Consider the following 18,083-nt stretch of genomic DNA (forward strand, 5'->3'; position numbering starts at 1 on the left):
TGCCGCGTCAATACAGAGCCGGGCAAAGGTGCGCAAAGCAAGTGTTTCTACGGCCAGCATGGGATTGTAATTCGCTGGTGGCTGGTATGCGCTACTGATGGAAATTGTATCTATTTAGGTTTTTTTTAGCTATCGTGGATAGCTTGCTGAAACACTGGACGACACCAGGATGGTTGTTTTTATTCGCTCATACTTGCGCCACGTGGATGGCAAACTCGCCAAGTACTTGAAGGTCTTGGATGAGGCACAAATTCCCTATCACTTTGTGGGGTGGGAGCGTGGTACAGTCCCGGCTCAAAAAAACAGCAACGATACCTATTATTCACGCCCGGCCGCTTTAGGTGCCGGGTGGCGCAGTCTGATTGGTATCTTTTTCTGGAACCTGTTTGTATTGCGCTGGTTGCTCAAGAACAACCGTAACGTAGATCTGGTCCATGCGATTGATCTGGATACAGCTATGGCTGTAAAGGTCTATGCCGCTTTATGTCGCAAGCCGTGGATTTTTGATGTCTACGACAAGTACAGTTCGTTGCGTTACTTTCCTGGGGTGTTGGGCAGGTGGGTCGACAAGCTGGAGAACTATTTGTTGAAGACTGCAAATGCGGGGATTTTGGCTGATCCCTGCCGGTTTGAGCAACACGGACTTAGCCCCAGTTTGCTGCCTTCGGTCATGGTGCTGGAGAACGTGCCACAAAAATCAGAGGTGCAGGAGTACGTTCCGGTGTCGGACCAACAGCCTGTCAAAATTGCTTATTTTGGTGTGCTGGAGGCCAAAAATCGAGGTCTGGAAGATTTGCTGGCAGCCTGTGAGCAATTTCCGGCCTGTGAGCTGCATGTGGCTGGTTATGGTCCTTTGGCTGACTTGTTTACGCAGTCGGCCCAACAACACTCCCATATTCATTACTACGGGGCTCAAAGTTCGGTGCAAGGGCTACAGATAATGCAATCCTGCCAGATTGTGGTGGGTATGTATTACAAACGAGTGCCCAATCATTTATTTGCAGCACCCAATAAGTACTACGAGCATCTGATGCTGGGTCGGGCCATGCTCACCACAGCGGGAATTCCAACGGCAGACAAAGTTCGTGCTCATCAGACGGGTTGGGCTGTTGAGGAAGGTCAGCAAGCGATTGCAACGTGGTTGCAGGGGCTGGATATACAGCAGATTCAGGCTGCAGCCGCTCGTGCTCGTCAAGTATGGCTGGACCAGTACACAAATTATTTTGACCAGCATTATGCTGGTCAGTATTTGCAAACGGTCCGAGCCTTGCGACGGGTTTAAGCTGCTTTTCCCGTGTCAGGCTCATCTTGCAGCAGCTTGTGCAAGTATTGGCCATATTCGGTTTTTGCCAGGGCTTGGGCTTGTTGTTCCAGGTCTGAGCGACTCAGCCACCCTTGCCTGAAACCGATCTCTTCCAGACAAGCGATTTTCAAGCCTTGGCGATGTTCGATAGTACGAACAAAACTTCCCGCCTCTTGCAGACTTTCGTGCGTACCTGTGTCCAGCCAAGCAAAGCCTCGGCCTAACAAGCTGACATGCAGGCTGTTCTGCTGCAGGTAGGCGTTGTTGACGTCCGTGATTTCCAGTTCGCCCCGTGCAGAAGGGCGTACTTGCCGTGCAATATCCACAACCGAGTTATCGTAAAAGTACAAACCCGTTACCGCGAAGTTCGACTTGGGTTGCTGGGGTTTCTCTTCAATTGAAATTGCTTTGCCCTGTGGATCGAACTCCACCACACCAAAACGCTCGGGATCACTGACTTGATAGCCAAAAATAGTGGCGCCCTGCTCACGCTGGGCTGCTTCTTTCAGCATCTGACTGAAACCATAGCCGTAAAAAATATTGTCCCCCAGGATCAGGCTGACGCGATCAGACCCAATAAAGTCGGCACCAATCAGAAAGGCTTGAGCCAGGCCGTCGGGTGAGGGTTGCTCTGCGTAACTAAGCTGGATACCGAATTTGCTGCCATCACCTAGCAAGGTACGGAAGCTGGGCAGGTCGGTAGGAGTCGAGATAATCAGAATTTCCCGTATGCCCGCCAACATCAGCACGGACAAGGGGTAGTAGATCATGGGTTTGTCGTAGATCGGCAATAGCTGTTTGGACACACCCAGGGTAATGGGGTGCAAGCGGGTTCCGGACCCACCGGCGAGGATAATGCCTTTCATGATTCTGTCTGACCTAAGCGATGGAGCTGATAGCGGCCGTTCAGGATGCGCTCCCACCAGCCTGAATTTTCTAAATACCATTGGACGGTTTTGCGTAAACCTGTCTCAAAGGTTTCCTGCGGTTTCCAGCCGAGTTCCCGCTCGATTTTACCGGCGTCGATTGCGTAGCGTTGATCATGCCCAGGTCGGTCCTGGACGAAGGTGATCAAGTCGGCGTAGTGTTGCAGGCCCTTGGGCTTTTCCGGGGCTAACTCTTCAAGCAAGGCGCAGATCTGCTGCACCACATAAATATTTTCTTGCTCGTTATGGCCACCGATATTGTAGGTTTCTCCTACTTGGCCTTTTTCCAGCACCGTTAAGAGCGCGCGGACATGGTCTTCCACGTAGAGCCAATCCCGGATCTGTTTACCTTCTCCGTAGACGGGCAGAGCCTGTGCTTTAAGTGCATTCAGGATCATGTGTGGAATCAGCTTTTCGGGGAAGTGATATGGCCCGTAGTTATTGGAGCAGTTACTGATCAGGGTAGGCAGGCCATAACTACGTTGCCAGGCCCTGACCAGATGGTCCGAGCTGGCTTTGCTGGCGGAGTAAGGCGAGCTGGGAGCGTAGGGCGTCGTTTCTACAAACAGATCGTCGGTATTGTGCAGGTCGCCATAGACCTCGTCAGTCGAGATGTGGTGAAAGCGGAAACTCGATTTTTTCGGTTCAGGCAGTTTATTCCAATAGTGGCGGGCGCACTCCAAAAGGGTGCTGGTGCCAACGATATTGGTTTGTATAAATGCGGCGGGGCCATCCAGAGAGCGATCAACATGGGACTCAGCGGCCAGATGCATGATGGCGTCTGGCTGAAATTTCTGCAGCAGGGTTTGGATAGCCGCAGCATCTTGAATGTCATGCTGAGCGAATTGATACCGCGGGTCGTTCTGAACGGCTGCCAGGGATTCCAGATTGCCTGCGTACGTCAGCTTGTCTACATTAAGGACGTGGTGCTCTGTAGCCTGGATCAGGTGCCGGACCAATGCTGAGCCAATAAAGCCGGCGCCACCGGTAACGAGAATATGCATGACGATAAAGTAGCGTTCCGTAAGGCTTAGCGATAACGCTTAGCCAGAATTAAAAGGGCAAGGCAGTCTACGATAACCCGGCTGGTCCAGGCAATTGCGGCGCCCAGCAAGCCAAAGTGGGAAATCAAGACATAGAGCAAGGCTATATATGGCAGGATCTCGGCCAAGTGCACATAGGCAGTAATGTGAGCGTGCCCCTTGGCTTGAATAACTGTGTAAGGGATCTGGGCGATGGCATTGAAAAAGAAGCCCACCAGCAAAATCTGTAGCAGGGGTACCGATTGCTCAACGTAGGCTTCACCCAGCCAAAGCAGGATAATCCACTTTGCTCCAACGATGCCCACCAGGCTGATCAGCCCGCAGACTCCCAACAGCAAGAGATACGTCAGACGAGTTTCTTGGCGAGCATCCTTCTGTGCGCTGATCAAAGGGAAAATCACTCGGACCACGGCACCTGGAATGTTCAATAAGCGTGTAATGGCTTCTGCGGGGGCGGTATAAAAGCTGACGGTGGTGGCGCCGTTCAGGTTGGACAGCAGGAAGCGATCAAAGTACACCATTAAAGGGCTGATCACGTTGCTGACTGTCAGCCAGCCACCAAAGCGTAGCAAACCATGAGCTTGTTGCTTGTCCCAGTGCCACAAGCCTTTGCGAAGAGAAGTGGGCAGAGCCCAGAAATAGGCCAATACGCAGGTAATCAGACGTCCGACGAACAGGCCCAATACCGCAAAGCTCAGGCTGGCTTGATACAGGATGGCCAGCAAAGGCAGTATCGCAAGTAGCAGGCCGCTGATGGTGCGCTGAATATTGACTTGCTTGAAGTCGGATAAACCCTCTAGATAGGACAACCAGACTGCTTGCAAAAGCAGAAATGGCAAGCTGAGTGCCATCAGTCGAAAGGCAAACAGGCTGTCGGTGCGCAGATCAGGGCTGATGTTAAGCCATTGCACCAGCAAGGGGCTGAATAGGAAAACCAGGGCTGCAGCGACACTGCTGCTGAGCAGGATCAGCAAGCTGGCGGTGCCTAGAATGGACTGGATCTGTGGAGTTTGCTTGTCTGCCATGGCAATGGCTCGGATCAAGGCGCGACCGATCCCCAAGTCAAACATGCTGGCATAGCCAATCAAGGCAAAGAGCAGGGTGTAAATACCAAAAGGTTCCAGGCCCAAAATGCGCGCCATCATGCCCATAGAGGGCAAGAAGGCGAACATGAGCACCATATAGGAGCTCAGGTTCCAGAACGAATTACCTAATAGTTTTTTGGCAGACATGGCCTAAGGCTCAGACCGCAGTTTGGCTTGATTGGGGTAAATCTGGCTCCAGAACAAGGCGATGCTGATCAGGAGGAACAAGAGCGTATTGTTGCGCTCCATCATGTTCTGAGTCAGGTTTGCGAGTGCGTAGATGGCGATAAGGATGCTTCCACAGGCGGCATAAGCGCGAACATGTGGCTCAGAAGCATGCACACGTCGAATGAAGCCATAAAAGCAGTACAGCAGAAGCAGTATCTGCAGTAACAGCCCTGCCAGTCCCAAGTCTACCCAGGTTTCAATGTAGTTGTTATGCGAGTTCGCCAGGTTCAGGACCACGGCATCGGCTTGCCCGGTTCTGACCAGTTCGGTGAGGGCCTGTTCGTGTTGTTGATAGGACCAGCCCGACAGGGGGCGTTCCTGGATCAGCTTCCAGTTGGCTTGCCAGATCGCAAACCTGGCTCCAATGGAGGTGTTGGAGTTGCCAGCCTCAAATTGCTCAATATCGTGCTGTGCCAGAGCGATGCGTGATTGGATCGTCTCGGTTTGCCAGAGAATGCTGGCGCTTAGGGCGGCGGCTAGCGAAAGAATCATCATGCCGCGTCGGAAATACTGCTTGGGCAAGTAGGCGTAGGCAAGGATCAAGAATACGGCAGGCAGAGCAATCCAGCCACCACGGCTACCGGCGAGTAATGACAGCAAGAAGCCAGCCAGACAGCCCAGGAATGAAACAAGAAGAATAGGGCTAGAGCGCTGCGCCTGGCTAAGCTGGCTTAAGAGCGCCACCAGACAAAAGCAAGCCAGGCTTAGGGCAATATTGCCGAACTGGATGGCTCCGGTATAACCATAGATCCGACCATCATGCAGCGGGCCGCCATACTGGGCGGGAATGATCCAGAGAGCAGACAAGCTTGCCAGCGCAAAGCACACCCAGATCACGCCGCTATGCAAACGAAGGGAGCTGAGCATGTAAAAAATGGGGACCAGTAATAGATAGCGGCTAAGCAGATCCAGTTGATTGCTCGGGTTCTGGTGCAGAAACCAAATCAGCAGCCCATTGGCAAAGACCAGCGCCAGTATCGTGTACAGGCCGCGGCTGATGCTCTGGCTTTGTAAAGACTGGCCAGAGCGCAAAGAGGTCGGATACCAGCACAGGGTCGTGAGCAGAAGCAGAATCACCCCTGCAGAATAAACATTCCGGGTAGAGAGCAGGCTGATGAAAAACAGGCTTACGCCCAGGTGAGCTGCCGCATTAAATGAAAAAAGAGACTTGGATACGGGCTCGGACATAAGAGGGGGGGAAGGCCAAAAATTTGCGGAAACAATAGCGGATCAACAGGCTTTGCCAGCAAGGCGAGTTTATATATTCAGCACGTCAAGTAAATCTACCAAGGTCTGGTTGGACCCAGACGGGAGCGACGTATAATTGGCGCGTAAATGGTCTATTTTAGGTTATTAGTGCTTCGATGAATCAAATTAAAATCAGGCGGTTTAAGCGTTTGCACGAGATACTCCTATTATCCGGGCCAAGCTCGTGGTTGATTGGATTCGCCGTGGTGGTGCTTGTCCCTGTTTTGCTGTTGTGGGGATGGGGGCGCTTGTGGAACCTGGATAACGGGCAGCGTACCGCATTGATTCTGGTCGTCGTGGCATTTGTCGCCTGCAAGCTGCTGATTGATAAAAGCCAGCAAGGCTATCCGGGAGCGCGTAGTGCCTGGCTGATTATTCCCACGGTAGGCGTAACTTATGCCCTTATTTACACCACCAGTTTTGTGTTTCGTTACGACGCGTCGCGAGCCTTGTTGCTAAGTAGCAGCTTCCTGGCATTGGGCTGGTTCTTGTTGGAGAGCCTGTTTACCAATCGTTATCGGATACTGAAATTAGCGATTGTTCCTGGTGGGGAGGCAGAGACCTTGCTGGACCTGCCGGGCCTGGATGGTCGTTTGCTGAAAGACTATGATCTTGCCGGGTATCGCTATGATGGGGTGGTAGCGGACTTTTCCTGTGTACAGCCTGAAGCGGAGCGTTTTTTGACACGCTGCGCGCTGGACCGAGTGGCGGTCTATAACTCTCGGCAGGTTTTTGAGTCTTTGACGGGGCGGGTCAAGATTGACCGCATGTCGGAAAATACAATTGGCTCGTTGCTGCCGTCACGAGGCTACGAGATTTTGAAACTGTTTTTTGACTATGCCATGGTCATTCTCAGTTCCGTGGTTGTGCTGCCGGTTTGCTTGTTGGCCATGTTGGCTATTCGCCTGGAAAGTCCCGGTAAGGTCATTTACTCCCAGCAACGGATTGGCTTGGGAAACCGTGAGTTCACTATCTACAAGCTGCGCAGCATGCGCTTTGACCAGGATTGCGTGGTCGAGCAGTTTGCAGGGGAGGATGACCCGAGAATTACCCGAGTGGGCAAAATCATTCGCAAGTTGCGTATTGATGAGCTGCCGCAGTTCTATAACGTGCTGCGAGGCGAAATGAGCTTGATTGGTCCTCGCCCGGAGCAGCCTTCTTTTGTGCGGGAGTTCGACGAGAAGATCCCGTTCTATAGCTACCGTCATGTTGTGAAGCCTGGTATTACCGGGTGGGCGCAAGTCCGTCAGGGGTATGTGGCCAATGAGGACGAGACACGCGTCAAGATCGAACACGATTTTTACTACATCAAACACTGCTCGGTGATGCTGGATATCTATATCGTATTTTTGACGGTGAAGACGATGCTTACTGGCTTTGGGGCGCGTTAGGCTTGTGTTCGCGCAGTAGGCATTTGACCAGGTGACGTGCGGGGCGTGTAAACTTGTCCAGTACATCGTAGACCGCAAAAATGAACTTGCCGGCTGTACCGTAGCGCTTCCTCAAATAGACTTTCATGCCCGCGCTATAACACCGGCCACGGAAGGACTTGTCAGTAAAGGTGCCCCCGGCTTCGTGGAAATATTGAGCGGCGGGAATATGGTAGGACAGGATTCCCATCTCACGAGCACGGAACTGTAGATCAGTCTCTTCAAAGTACAGGAAGAACTGCTCGTCAAAGCCACTCAACGCTTCGTATTGTTCCCGACTGATAAATAGCAAGCTACCTGACACATGGTCAACTTGTGTGGGGGCGGTCAGCGGGTGTTTGCTGCGTAGCAGACGTCCTAGCCCCACTGCTTTCAACAGTAGGGTGAAGCAGTTTGGAAAGCGTTCAAAAGCAAAATCTGGTTGCCCTTTTATGCCCAAAGCTGATCCACCCAGAATAGGGGGGGGAGAGTCCGGGTAGGAGTTCAGGAATTGCTCAAAAATACTCAGAACATCAGTCTGCAGCTTAGCGTCCGGATTGATCAGAAGGATGTTGGGAGCTTGCGTATGAGCAGCCCCAATATTGCAAGCCTTACCAAAACCGTGATTGGCATGGGCCTTGATGATTTGTGTGTCAGGGTGCTGTTGGGCGATCAGACTGCAACTTAGGTCAGTAGAGTCATTGTCGACAACGGTGATGCTGTATGCGTGTTTTGTGCTGAACTGCTTGATACTGTTGATGGTATCAACAATTTTTTTGCCACCGTTGTAGTTAACCAGAATAAAGTCGACCCAAGGTGCAGACTGAACGACGTTATTCATGGTTAACTAAGCCCGCTTCAGAATTGCTTTCACTATGTAGTGAAATATTAGGTAGCTAGATTGTACAACGGACAGTTTCAGATGACGTCGGTAGATCTGCCATGTCCATTGTAAGGACTTGATTTTGTTGCCAGACAAGCTGGTCGCGCTGACCCGATAGGCAGCTAATACTTCCTGCAGCCCATAGGCAGGCCCAGCCTTGCGCACGACCTCCAGCCACATTAAATAGTCTTCGTGGCGGACAGCCTTTTGATAAACCTTACCTATGGCCTGGCAATCATACATGCCCGTTAGGTTACCAATGGCGTTCCCTTTAAGCAGGCTCGCGTAGTCCAACCAGTTTGGAGGAGTGCTGGTGCTTTGCCATTTTGGTATCTGTGTAAAGCGATAGTAAGCCGTCATCGAGACCAGCGCTTGATTCGCCCGCATTGCCTTTAACTGCTGGCTCAGCTTTTGAGGCAGCCAAAGGTCGTCGGAGTCTAGAAAGGCGATGTACTTTCCCTGGGCGGCGGCTATTCCAGCATTGCGTGCAGCGGCAACTCCCTGATTGAAAGGTTGCCGGAGCAATTTAATCCTGGGGTCTGCAAATGCGTGTTCGCGAACAAGCTCGATTGTGTTGTCGCTGGAACCATCATCAACAACAAGTAACTCCCAATATGGGTAGTCTTGCTGAGATACAGAGCGTAAAGAATCAGGCAAAGTATGGGCAGCATTAAAGGCTGGCATGATAACGCTGACGATCACTGACTGGGTAGTGCTCATGGGATATGAAGAAATCGCTGCAAATGCGACCTAGTACGAAAAATAAGTTGCCACCACATATTACAAGGTAAAGATTAAGTGTTGCCATAGTATTTTACCTGGTTTGAGCGGAATGTCAGTTGTCGTTACTAGTTAGGGCGGGGGATAATGGCTCAGCGTTTTTACCATAATATTTTATTATAATTCCAAGTTTTTTTATTTTGTCTGGAATCTAATTATTTCTGAAGATTATTTGGAATTTGGCATTTGATCTCTTTTTGTTTTACGGGTTTATTTTCAAGATAAATATGAAAGATCTGTTATCAAATTTAATGGTGAAAAGTAGTTTTTTTAAAATTATTTCTTTCCCCTTTGTGTTGTTGTCGGTTGTATATTTTTTTCGTGTCCTATATATTACTGGAACGGAATACTCTGTTTCTTTTATTTTGTTTTTTGTCTCTTTTTTTGTTGTCTTTTTGTTTTTTCTATATAAAAAATTACCGTCAATATCTGGCTTTTCTATATTTTTAATATCATTTTCTGTCTATTTTATTTGGATTTCAAATGTAAGAACCATTCCTGTCAGTGATTATCTTATTTATTATGATGATGCTGTAAGATTTTTAGACATGAATTTTTTTTATGTTTGGGCTACATCAAAGTATCCATCGACTTCTTTAGTGTATTTCTTCGGGTTTCTGATTCTCGGAGCTAGCCATCTTAGTGCTTCTATGACAGCCGCAGCGTGTTGGTCACTACAAGCTGTGGTGGTGCGTATGCTTGCTATTGAGGCGGGGGCTAGTAACAAGGTATCCTCCTTAATTGCTCTTGTGTATGCCTTTTTTCCTTCCATAATTATTTATTCTTCTGTTGTTTCAAGTGAGGCTAGCTATCTTCTTTTTTCCTTGCTGGCTTTACTGTTCTTCTTAAAATATTTGAACAAAGGAAGATTTTATTTTTTAGTTATTTCGGCTATTTTACTAGTGTTGGCTTTTTATTCTAGGCCGACAGCTATATTTTTTATTGCTCTTTTTTTGTCTGGTCTCGTCTTGTTTTCAAAACGGCTTTCTAAGCCTTTGCTTTTTTTTATTGTTCCTGTTGCTTTGGGTTTTTTCTCACACTCAGTTTTTACTAATCAATACCTTGGTTTCTATAGCGTTAACTCAAACCATGGCGTTGGGGGGTACGTATTATTGTTTGGAACGAATCAGGCCAAGAGTGGGATGTATAATCAAGATGATATGAACCTGGTGTTAAATCTTAGGAAAGAGGGCAAAGATGAATATGAGATTAAAGAAATAGTCAAAGCCGAAATTTACAGTCGCATTACAAAGGATTTTTCTGGGTTTGCAAGGTTTTCTGTTGAAGAGAAAATAAAAAATTTATGGTCTCCAACTGGATCTGTTTTGTATTGGTCAGAAAATAATAAAGATTTTTCTGTGGATTCTGAATACTCTTCGATTTTGACAAGGATAAATATTTACTATTATTATTCATTAATATTTTTATTTATAGCAGCTTCGTTGTTCTATGTATTTTCCAGGCCTAAAAGACTTGGTAAGCTCGATTTCTTGTACTTATTTAATGCCGTCTATGTTTCAATGATGGCTGTTTTTTATCTGGTCTTTGAAGTTCAGGCCAGATACACCTTGTCTATAACTCCGTTTATGTTTCTAGCTATTGTTTTTATGGCTTTGAAGTGGAGAAGTAATGAGCAAGATTGATTTTTTTCCTGTTAGGGATTTGTTGCTGCTAATGCGCCCGAAGCAGTGGGTGAAAAATTTTTTTGTTTTTTCTCCTCTTGTTTTTTCTGGGTTTATGTTTAACTGGGGTTTTCTGCTAAATTCCCTATTTGCTTTTTTGTTTTTTTGTTTCGCTGCTTCATCTGTTTATATCGTAAATGATTTAGGCGATATAGAGAAAGATAGACTTCATCCAAAAAAGAAATTTAGGCCATTAGCAAGTGGTAAGGTTTCCGTTCTTCAGTCTTTTTTTTTACTGGCTTTTTGCTATATTGTTATTTTATCTGCTTTTTTATTTAATTATAAGGTTGCTTTAGTTCTTCTGGTTTATGTGTTAATTAATTTTTTCTATACAAAGATATTAAAAGATATACCAGTTGTAGATATTTTCATTGTTGCGTTCGGTTTTGTTCTTAGGGTTTATGCCGGAGCCTTGGCTATACAGGTCCCAGTGTCGAATTGGATGTTAATAACAGTTTTGGCTTTGTCTCTTTATTTGGCTGCAGTAAAGCGAGAACAAGAGCTAAAGAACTCTGGCCATATTGCTCGGGCCTCTCTTGAAAAATATTCAAGCTCCTTGGTCAAGAAATATGTTGAGACATCAGCTACGTGTGCCATCATCTTTTATAGTATGTTTGTGTTGGAATCAAAGCCAAATCTAGTTTTAACTATTCCGATTATACTCTTTGGAATTTTCAGATATTGGTATATTGTTGAATCTTCGGATATTGGTGAGTCCCCCACTGATGCAGTCGTGCAAGATAAACCTATTTTAATTATTGTCTTGGCTTGGATAGGATTAGTTGTTTATCAGCTATATTTTAATATATGACCTATGCATATTTAATAACCCCCTTTTTTTCTTGGCTTGTGACTGGGGTTCTAAAATTCTTAATTAATAGTGTAAAAAACCGCCGTCTAGCCTTCGATCTTATTGGTTATGGAGGGATGCCTAGTAACCACAGTACTATTGTCAGCAGTATGACGATGCTTGTTTTTCTCAAGGAAGGGATTTCTAGTCCGGCGTTTGGCGTAGCATTGGCTTTGAGTTTTATTGTTTTGCTAGATGCTAATAGTTTACGCAAGCAGATAGAAAAACATGCGATCAGCTTGAATGCTCTAGGTGATTTCAAGCTTCGTGAGCGTATCGGCCATAGTAAAGCTGAAATTGGAGCAGGTTGTCTTGTAGGCTGTGCGACCGCAACAGCTTTGCATGCGGCTGGGATCTAGATATGGCTGCCGCTCAACTTGGTTTAGTCTTGTCCGCCGTTTTTTTGAATACATTTGCCCAAATGCTCTTAAAGGCGGGTACTAATTCTTTACAGGTTCTGTTGTTGCCTGAGAAGGGCTTATTCTATTCAATATTTCGAGCACTATTTAACCCATTTATTACTGGAGGACTCGTTCTTTATGTATTGAGTTTTGCGGTATGGGTAGTGGTTTTGTCTAAGTTTGAGGTCGGTGTGGCATATCCCTTGCTGTCTTTAGGCTATCTTGTTGGTTTGATTTTAGCCTGGATGTTTTTTGGGGAAGTGATAACGTTTAATAAGTTGATTGGTGTATGTTTTTTGATGATCGGAACGTATTTTATTACACGCTAAACAACGCTAATATTGCTTAACAGGAGTAGCTGAAAATGGTTGGTTTTGATCTGTAGATACCGACTTGTATTTTTGTAGGTCCGTAATTAAATGTAGCCATTTTTTTCGATGATTTACGTATCCTATCTTAGGAACGACAGAGGAAGATGAGATTACGTGTCATTCAAAAAAGCGGATCATCAGTCTCGTATTCATCCTTGCTCTATTGGAAAAATAACATCCTTGGATGGAGGAGTCCCATCTCATCGGGAGTATGCTGATGCTGTAAGAGCATGGTGTATCCTCACCCGAGAAGGCACTACCTATTGTTTTTTTGTTGCTAACTAGTACGTAATAAGCAGGAACTCTTCATCATCATCAGATAAGATGGTGTGTTGCAGACTGCACGTTAGTTTTTTGAAATTGCAAAGTTAATTAATTTTAATGGGCACAGATTATCATAGCCTTCACAGTTAAGTGATTGGGTTTGAAAAGATTCATATTTTTATGAAAAAGTTAAGTAAAGATTGAAATATGGCACATTTTAGCTTGCTAGATCATCGTTATTTGATAAAAGTATTAATTTATAGAGATATACAGGCCAAGTATAAAGGGTCGTTTCTAGGAGTTTTGTGGTCACTGCTAATACCATTTGTTTTGTTATTGGTTTATACCTTTGTGTTTAGTGTGATTTTTCAAGCTCGTTGGGGGACTTCTGGCGGCAATAGGGTTGAATTTGCTTTGATTTTATTTGCAGGTCTCATCGTATTTAACTTCTTTTCAGAATGCGTAAATAGAGCTCCAGCTATTATTCTGAGCAATGTTAATTATGTTAAGAAAGTGGTTTTTCCGATTGAGGTTTTGGGTGTTGTAGCTGTTGGCTCAGCTCTCTTTAATTTCTTCGTAAGTTTTTTTGTCTGGTTAATTGCGTATTTTATTCTAATAGGAGTACCAAATTTATCTATATTTTTGGCTCCCCTCTATATGGTTCCATTGGTTTTATTTGTTTTGGGATGTGTGTGGTTGATATCTGCAGTAGGTGTATATCTGAGAGATGTTGGGCAATTCGTAGGAATTATCACTACGATTTTAATGTTTATGTCGCCGATATTTTATCCTATAGAAGCACTTCCTTCTAGGTTTCAAGGGTTTTTGTATTTAAATCCTCTTGCTTTTTATATTGAATCATTTAGAGATGTAGTGTATTGGGGTAGACTTCCGGATATAGGCTTAAGCCTTCTTGCCCTCTTTTTGTCAATTATTTTCTTGCTTGTTTCTTTTGGTGTGTTCAAGAAATTGAAAAGGGGGTTCGCTGATGTCCTCTGAGATGATCACTATAAAAGATGTATCTAAGGTCTATAGGATATATAGCAGTCCTTCAGATCGTTTAAAGCAGATGCTGCGACCAAAGAAACAATATTACAGAGAGTTCGTTGCTGTACAGAAATTGAGCCTTGTGATTCATCGCGGGGAAACTTTTGGAATAATTGGTAGAAATGGAAGTGGAAAATCTACCTTGCTGCAGATGATATGTGGAACAGTAAGCACTAGTACGGGAAGTATTGAGGTTAAAGGTAGGATCGCAGCTTTGTTAGAACTTGGTGCTGGATTTAACCCGGAGTTTACAGGCCGAGATAATGTTTTGCTTAATGCAGCAATTCTGGGATATCCAAAAGAAAAAATAGAAAGAAAAATTGATGAATTGATTAAATTCTCAGAATTAGAGGATTTTATAGATCAGCCGGTTAAAACTTATTCTAGTGGTATGTATGCACGCCTGGCTTTTTCAGTCGCTATTCATGTTGAGCCCGAAATATTAATAGTTGATGAGGCGCTTGCTGTTGGGGATGCCCGTTTTGTAGCAAAATGCATGCGTAGGATTAATGAAATAAAAGAATCTGGGGCAACAATTATTTTTGTAAGCCATGATGTGTCTAGTGTTCGGACGCTTTGTGATCGGGTTCTTTGGCTAGATAGGGGCAGGATGATTGACATAGGAGATGTATTTCCAATTACCAGTAAGTATATGGAATACATGTTTAAGGACGATAGTGATATAGAGTCCGTTGCGACTGCTGGGCAAGCTTTGCTTGAGCCTACTGTCCAACAACTAGAGCAAAGTCTCGATGATCGGCCTTCATCTCATTGGGGATCCAATATCGGAATTATTAAATATGCTGCTGTTCAAGATAATGAAGGGAAGCGAGTCGATCTGATTCAATGGGGTATGGATATTAAGGTTAAGATTACGTATCAATTAACTGATGATGTTCAAAAAGAAGATTTAACAGTTGCCTTTTCTGTGAAGGATTTAAAAGGTAACGATATATTGGTGGCAACGCATCCGGAAGATTTTGAAAATAACTCTGATGCTGTAGAAAGAACTGTTGAGTTTAACTTTAAGAATTATTTGTCGCCAGGTAAATATTTATTAGTGGCAACTATAGAAAAAAGAAATAGTACCGATATACATTATTATGAATATTATGAAGGTGCACATTACTTCGTAAGCGCCAGTGATAAAAAAATGTTTGGTATTTTTTGCCCTGAAATTGAAGTTGAGTCGGTAGCTTAGTATGAGCAAAAGTATTAACTCTCAAGATTATTGGAATAATCGATTTGCAGACGATTGGGAGCAGAATTCAGGTCCTGCTCAGTCCCGATTTTTTGCCAATGTGACATTGGATAACCTACCATCTTGGCTGATTAGAGCAGTAAAAAAGCAGGAATTGACTCTTGTTGACTGGGGGTGTGCCCAAGGCGATGGGACTGATGCTTTAGTTAGGTTTTTTGATCCGAAGAGTTTAACTGGGGTAGATTTTTCAACGGAATCAATTGCTGCCGCAAAAAAGCGTTATGGCGCGATAGATTTTTTGGCTGAGGACTGGCTTCAAGAGAGTTTTTCGGAGCTAGGAAAGGAGTATGATTTTGTTTTCTCATCTAATACTCTAGAGCATTTTCATGACCCTTTTGAAGTCATAAAAAAAATTTCTTCAAAAGCGAAATTGGGGTTGATCTTTGCTTTGCCATATAGAGAATATGATCGTATAGATGAGCATTTTTTTACGTTTACTAAAGATAATCTTCCTACGCGCATAGGAAGGTTTAGCCTTTTCTGGTCCAAGGTGGTTGACTGCAGCTTGATCAAGAACACGATGTGGGCGGGAGATCAGGTTATTCTTGTCTATGCTGATTCAGCATGGGCTTTCAATCACTCAGAGTTCCTGGGGGATATGCATATTGACTCCGGTGTAGTTAATGAGCCGTTGGCGGGTTATGACTCGTTAAGCTGGCATCGCGAGTATGAGTTTTCAAAAATACTGAAACATTCCTTGGCTAAGATTTCTACGGAACTGGATAATATCAAGGACGGTTTATCGCAACAAAAGAAAAATAATAAATTTTTGCGGGATCAGGTTTCAGAATTGAAAGGCTCTATCCGCCAAAAGGAGGATTTAATTAATATGTTGAAAAACTCCACTTCGTGGAGAATTACTAAACCTTTACGGATGGCTGGGGATTTTTCAAAAAAAATAAGGTTGACTGACTTTTCTCACTGTCTGTTAAAGAATGTTTATAAGGTCTTACCGGAAAGCATTAAAAAAAGGCTTCATGGATTAAAGGCAAAGTACCTTAATAAAAGATATTCCAGCTTTGTGGATAATCAAGAGGGTGTTAGCCTTTTGGATGCGCCAGAATGGCTTTTAGTAGCGAATGGATGTGAAAAATTGGCAGTCGTGCCATGTGGGTTTGAGTTTGATGAACTTGTTAATCAGCGACCTATAAATTTTGCCAAATGTTTTTCTCAAAAAGGGATAAAAACACTGTTTGTCTCTTGGCAGTGGAGCCCTGATGAGCAGCAGGAGAAAGCTGATTCTGAGGTGTATCCCAATGTGTGGCAGGTGCCTTTATATGATTTTATAAAGTACCTTCCATTGCTAAATGGAGATAGGCAAGAATCAATTTATCTGGCGACCTTGCCTGCAGAAATTCTTGTCGATCCCATGTATCTCTTGAGGAGCAAGGGATTTAACGTCATATATGATGTGATGGATAATTGGGAAGAGTTTTTTAATGCCGGACAGGCTCCGTGGTATACGGCTGAAGCAGAGGAGTTGGCTGTGTTAAGTGCTGATGGGGTAACAGTAGTGGCGCCTGCTCTACGTGAGAAGTTCTTGCACTTACGTAAAGATATCGAAGTCGTAGGTAACGGTTTTAGTTCCACTGTCATCGGCGAAAACAATGCAATGATCAGTCTGGGTAAATCCGAGAGCGGGGGAGAAAAAGTTATAGGTTATGTGGGGCATCTAACCGATGCATGGTTCGAATGGGACCTTCTCTTTTCTTTAGCTACACAGTTTCCGACTTACCGTTTTGAAATTATTGGGTATGGCGAGCCTGATTGGGTTGTTGGAAAGTTGCATCAATTTGAAAACGTGAGTTTAATTGGAAAGGTTTTACCCAAAGACTTGCACCGCTATGTAAAAAATTGGAATATGGCACTGATTCCTTTTAAAGATGGTGCTTTGGCGCAGTCGGTTGATCCTATAAAAATCTATGAATATTTATATTTTGGGCTTCCAGTATTGGTGACGGGAATAGAGCATTTGAAATCTTATCCTTATACTGAGGTGGCTGATAAGTATAATGCTGCAGAAAAATTGGAAAAACTACTTTCCTTGAATGTTGATTATTCCTGCATTCAGATATTTTTAGCTGATTGCACTTGGGATAAAAGGTTTGAGCAGATTTTAGACACTGTTAGTAGGAAGCCTGCTATGAGCGTTTTATATGCATAAAAAAATTCGTTTTTTTTATCCCTGGGCAACATTGGGTGGAGTTGAAAGAGTACTTATAAATAGGGCTAGGGTTCTCCTGGATAAGTCGACTGAATATAAAATATGTTTTCATTTTTTACACGATTCAGGCGGGTTGAAGGCTTTTAAAGGTACACTGGCTAGATATGGCTTAGACGTTCAGGTGGATTTTGGTTTTGAAATCGATAATGATTATGATGTAAATTTTATTATCGATTGTCCCGATGTTTTAGACTTATTTGAAAGTAAGGGTTGGGCTTATTTTATTGAGTGCCATACCGCATACCTCGAGAATCAAAGCTATTTGGCAAAGAAGCGGTCATTTTGTTTGGGGGTAGTTGCACCTGGTAAAGACTTTGGAGAAGAGATTAGGGTGCGCTATCAGATTCCCGAGGAGCACATTCATATTTTCGAGAATTTTGTCCCTTGGGATTTAGAGGAAGATCACAGCTCTTGGCAATGCTTGCCTGGATGGAGTCGAACACCTCTTTGTTTTCTAGGCAGAATGGATAAGTTGAAGAACCCTGGGTTTTATTTGGATTTACTCGCTGATCTTGAAGTGCGGTATCCAGGTAAATTCATGGGAGTAATGTGTGGGCCACGAAGTCCTGAAGTAGATATCAGAAAAGAGATAGCTCAAAGAAAAATGCTGGGACGAGTGTTAGTGCTGCCATCTATCCCTTTTTACTCTGTATCACCGTTTTTTCATGCCCTCAAAGGCTCTGGCGGTATATTTGTTTCTCCCTCACGGGGGGAGTCTTTTGGCTTGTCTGCTGCAGAGGCTATTTGTGCTGGCCTACCTGTGCTGCTTTCTAAGATTGATGCGCACAAGAAGCTAGTGAAGGATTTTGGTCGAGACTTTATCTATGAAAGTCAGGGAGACGCTTTAGTAAAAATAGGGAAAATTATGGCGGATTATGAGGGGTTTTCTGCTAAGTCATTGGTTTTAAGGGATAATTTTCAATCTTCTTTGTTTGTCAGTAATTTTACGAAGCTGCTCCGTAACCAGTAGGCCAGCAGCTTCGAGTTAGAAACGTTGCTAAAAGTTGATTGATGGTTTTGCGTAAAGAACCTTCTTTTTATTACTGATAGCTATAAACAAATAAAGATGCGTCTCCCC

16 protein-coding genes are annotated in these 18,083 nt (G+C 44.6%); 10 read left to right on the forward strand and 6 right to left on the reverse strand.

The window, feature by feature from the left end; all coding sequences use genetic code 11:
- Positions 1 to 169 precede the first annotated feature (169 nt).
- Positions 170 to 1,282: a glycosyltransferase family protein gene (locus OSH09_RS08425; protein WP_266120720.1), complete on the forward strand. Its 1,113-nt coding sequence runs from the start codon at positions 170 to 172 to the stop codon at positions 1,280 to 1,282.
- On the opposite strand, the gene rfbA is transcribed toward OSH09_RS08425, so the two are convergent.
- Genes rfbA through OSH09_RS08445 form a run of 4 tightly spaced genes read right to left on the reverse strand, consistent with a single transcriptional unit; the run spans position 1,279 to position 5,773 of the window.
- Entirely contained in the window at positions 1,279 to 2,169 is an 891-nt protein-coding gene (gene rfbA, locus OSH09_RS08430; RefSeq protein ID WP_266120721.1) for a glucose-1-phosphate thymidylyltransferase RfbA, read from the reverse strand. The genes OSH09_RS08425 and rfbA overlap by 4 nt on opposite strands.
- Entirely contained in the window at positions 2,166 to 3,233 is a 1,068-nt protein-coding gene (rfbB, locus tag OSH09_RS08435) for a dTDP-glucose 4,6-dehydratase (protein ID WP_266120722.1), read from the reverse strand. Before rfbB ends, rfbA begins: the two co-directional genes overlap by 4 nt.
- Before the next feature lie 26 nt (positions 3,234 to 3,259).
- Complete coding sequence (locus OSH09_RS08440; protein WP_266120723.1) at positions 3,260 to 4,504, reverse strand: flippase; 1,245 nt, start codon at positions 4,502 to 4,504, stop codon at positions 3,260 to 3,262.
- A 3-nt stretch (positions 4,505 to 4,507) separates the two neighbouring features.
- Positions 4,508 to 5,773, reverse strand: coding sequence for an O-antigen ligase family protein (locus OSH09_RS08445; protein WP_266120724.1), 1,266 nt, complete (start codon positions 5,771 to 5,773; stop codon positions 4,508 to 4,510).
- 263 nt (positions 5,774 to 6,036) lie between these two features.
- Between OSH09_RS08445 and OSH09_RS08450 the strand changes: the two genes are divergently transcribed.
- Positions 6,037 to 7,224 carry an exopolysaccharide biosynthesis polyprenyl glycosylphosphotransferase gene (locus OSH09_RS08450; protein WP_266120725.1) on the forward strand — a complete coding sequence of 396 codons (1,188 nt, stop codon included), beginning with the start codon at positions 6,037 to 6,039 and terminating at the stop codon, positions 7,222 to 7,224.
- Here OSH09_RS08450 and OSH09_RS08455 read toward each other — a convergent pair.
- Complete coding sequence (locus OSH09_RS08455; protein ID WP_266120726.1) at positions 7,202 to 8,083, reverse strand: glycosyltransferase family 2 protein; 882 nt, start codon at positions 8,081 to 8,083, stop codon at positions 7,202 to 7,204. The two genes, OSH09_RS08450 and OSH09_RS08455, sit on opposite strands and share 23 nt — an antisense overlap.
- Before the next feature lie 6 nt (positions 8,084 to 8,089).
- Positions 8,090 to 8,845 (reverse strand): glycosyltransferase family 2 protein, encoded by a 756-nt coding sequence (locus OSH09_RS08460; RefSeq protein ID WP_266120727.1) that lies wholly within the window; start codon positions 8,843 to 8,845, stop codon positions 8,090 to 8,092.
- Positions 8,846 to 9,132: 287 nt separating this feature from the next.
- Here OSH09_RS08460 and OSH09_RS08465 point away from each other — a divergent pair, with 287 nt between their 5' ends.
- The 8 genes from OSH09_RS08465 to OSH09_RS08500 all read left to right on the forward strand — a co-directional run bounded on the left by OSH09_RS08465 (position 9,133) and on the right by OSH09_RS08500 (position 17,975).
- Entirely contained in the window at positions 9,133 to 10,548 is a 1,416-nt protein-coding gene (locus OSH09_RS08465; protein WP_266120728.1) for a glycosyltransferase family 39 protein, read from the forward strand.
- On the forward strand, positions 10,535 to 11,398 hold the full coding sequence (locus OSH09_RS08470; protein WP_266120729.1) for a decaprenyl-phosphate phosphoribosyltransferase: 864 nt from the start codon (positions 10,535 to 10,537) through the stop codon (positions 11,396 to 11,398). The genes OSH09_RS08465 and OSH09_RS08470 overlap by 14 nt, the downstream gene beginning before the upstream one ends.
- Positions 11,395 to 11,796 carry a divergent PAP2 family protein gene (locus tag OSH09_RS08475; protein ID WP_266120730.1) on the forward strand — a complete coding sequence of 134 codons (402 nt, stop codon included), beginning with the start codon at positions 11,395 to 11,397 and terminating at the stop codon, positions 11,794 to 11,796. The genes OSH09_RS08470 and OSH09_RS08475 overlap by 4 nt, the downstream gene beginning before the upstream one ends.
- Positions 11,797 to 11,798: 2 nt before the next feature.
- Complete coding sequence (locus tag OSH09_RS08480; protein ID WP_266120731.1) at positions 11,799 to 12,167, forward strand: DMT family transporter; 369 nt, start codon at positions 11,799 to 11,801, stop codon at positions 12,165 to 12,167.
- A gap of 513 nt (positions 12,168 to 12,680) precedes the next feature.
- Complete coding sequence (locus OSH09_RS08485) at positions 12,681 to 13,472, forward strand: ABC transporter permease (RefSeq protein WP_266120732.1); 792 nt, start codon at positions 12,681 to 12,683, stop codon at positions 13,470 to 13,472.
- On the forward strand, positions 13,462 to 14,721 hold the full coding sequence (locus OSH09_RS08490) for an ABC transporter ATP-binding protein (protein ID WP_266120733.1): 1,260 nt from the start codon (positions 13,462 to 13,464) through the stop codon (positions 14,719 to 14,721). The genes OSH09_RS08485 and OSH09_RS08490 overlap by 11 nt, the downstream gene beginning before the upstream one ends.
- Position 14,722: 1 nt before the next feature.
- Positions 14,723 to 16,945, forward strand: a complete 2,223-nt coding sequence (locus tag OSH09_RS08495) for a methyltransferase (protein WP_266120734.1) — start codon at positions 14,723 to 14,725, stop codon at positions 16,943 to 16,945.
- Positions 16,938 to 17,975 carry a glycosyltransferase family 4 protein gene (locus OSH09_RS08500; RefSeq protein ID WP_266120735.1) on the forward strand — a complete coding sequence of 346 codons (1,038 nt, stop codon included), beginning with the start codon at positions 16,938 to 16,940 and terminating at the stop codon, positions 17,973 to 17,975. Before OSH09_RS08495 ends, OSH09_RS08500 begins: the two co-directional genes overlap by 8 nt.
- The last annotated feature ends 108 nt before the right edge of the window (positions 17,976 to 18,083 follow it).

The organism is Alcaligenes parafaecalis (assembly GCF_026344135.1).
GTDB classification, from domain to species: domain Bacteria; phylum Pseudomonadota; class Gammaproteobacteria; order Burkholderiales; family Burkholderiaceae_B; genus Alcaligenes; species Alcaligenes parafaecalis.

Bases quoted from the DNA above. Each gene is read 5' to 3' on its own strand.
- OSH09_RS08425 (WP_266120720.1), top strand. From the start codon at position 170: ATGGTTGTTTTTATTCGCTCATACTTGCGCCACGTGGATGGCAAACTC.
- rfbA (WP_266120721.1), bottom strand. From the start codon at position 2,169: ATGAAAGGCATTATCCTCGCCGGTGGGTCCGGAACCCGCTTGCACCCC.
- rfbB (WP_266120722.1), bottom strand. From the start codon at position 3,233: ATGCATATTCTCGTTACCGGTGGCGCCGGCTTTATTGGCTCAGCATTG.
- OSH09_RS08440 (WP_266120723.1), bottom strand. From the start codon at position 4,504: ATGTCTGCCAAAAAACTATTAGGTAATTCGTTCTGGAACCTGAGCTCC.
- OSH09_RS08445 (WP_266120724.1), bottom strand. From the start codon at position 5,773: ATGTCCGAGCCCGTATCCAAGTCTCTTTTTTCATTTAATGCGGCAGCT.
- OSH09_RS08455 (WP_266120726.1), bottom strand. From the start codon at position 8,083: ATGAATAACGTCGTTCAGTCTGCACCTTGGGTCGACTTTATTCTGGTT.
- OSH09_RS08460 (WP_266120727.1), bottom strand. From the start codon at position 8,845: ATGAGCACTACCCAGTCAGTGATCGTCAGCGTTATCATGCCAGCCTTT.
- OSH09_RS08465 (WP_266120728.1), top strand. From the start codon at position 9,133: ATGAAAGATCTGTTATCAAATTTAATGGTGAAAAGTAGTTTTTTTAAA.
- OSH09_RS08470 (WP_266120729.1), top strand. From the start codon at position 10,535: ATGAGCAAGATTGATTTTTTTCCTGTTAGGGATTTGTTGCTGCTAATG.
- OSH09_RS08475 (WP_266120730.1), top strand. From the start codon at position 11,395: ATGACCTATGCATATTTAATAACCCCCTTTTTTTCTTGGCTTGTGACT.
- OSH09_RS08480 (WP_266120731.1), top strand. From the start codon at position 11,799: ATGGCTGCCGCTCAACTTGGTTTAGTCTTGTCCGCCGTTTTTTTGAAT.
- OSH09_RS08485 (WP_266120732.1), top strand. From the start codon at position 12,681: ATGGCACATTTTAGCTTGCTAGATCATCGTTATTTGATAAAAGTATTA.
- OSH09_RS08490 (WP_266120733.1), top strand. From the start codon at position 13,462: ATGTCCTCTGAGATGATCACTATAAAAGATGTATCTAAGGTCTATAGG.
- OSH09_RS08495 (WP_266120734.1), top strand. From the start codon at position 14,723: ATGAGCAAAAGTATTAACTCTCAAGATTATTGGAATAATCGATTTGCA.
- OSH09_RS08500 (WP_266120735.1), top strand. From the start codon at position 16,938: ATGCATAAAAAAATTCGTTTTTTTTATCCCTGGGCAACATTGGGTGGA.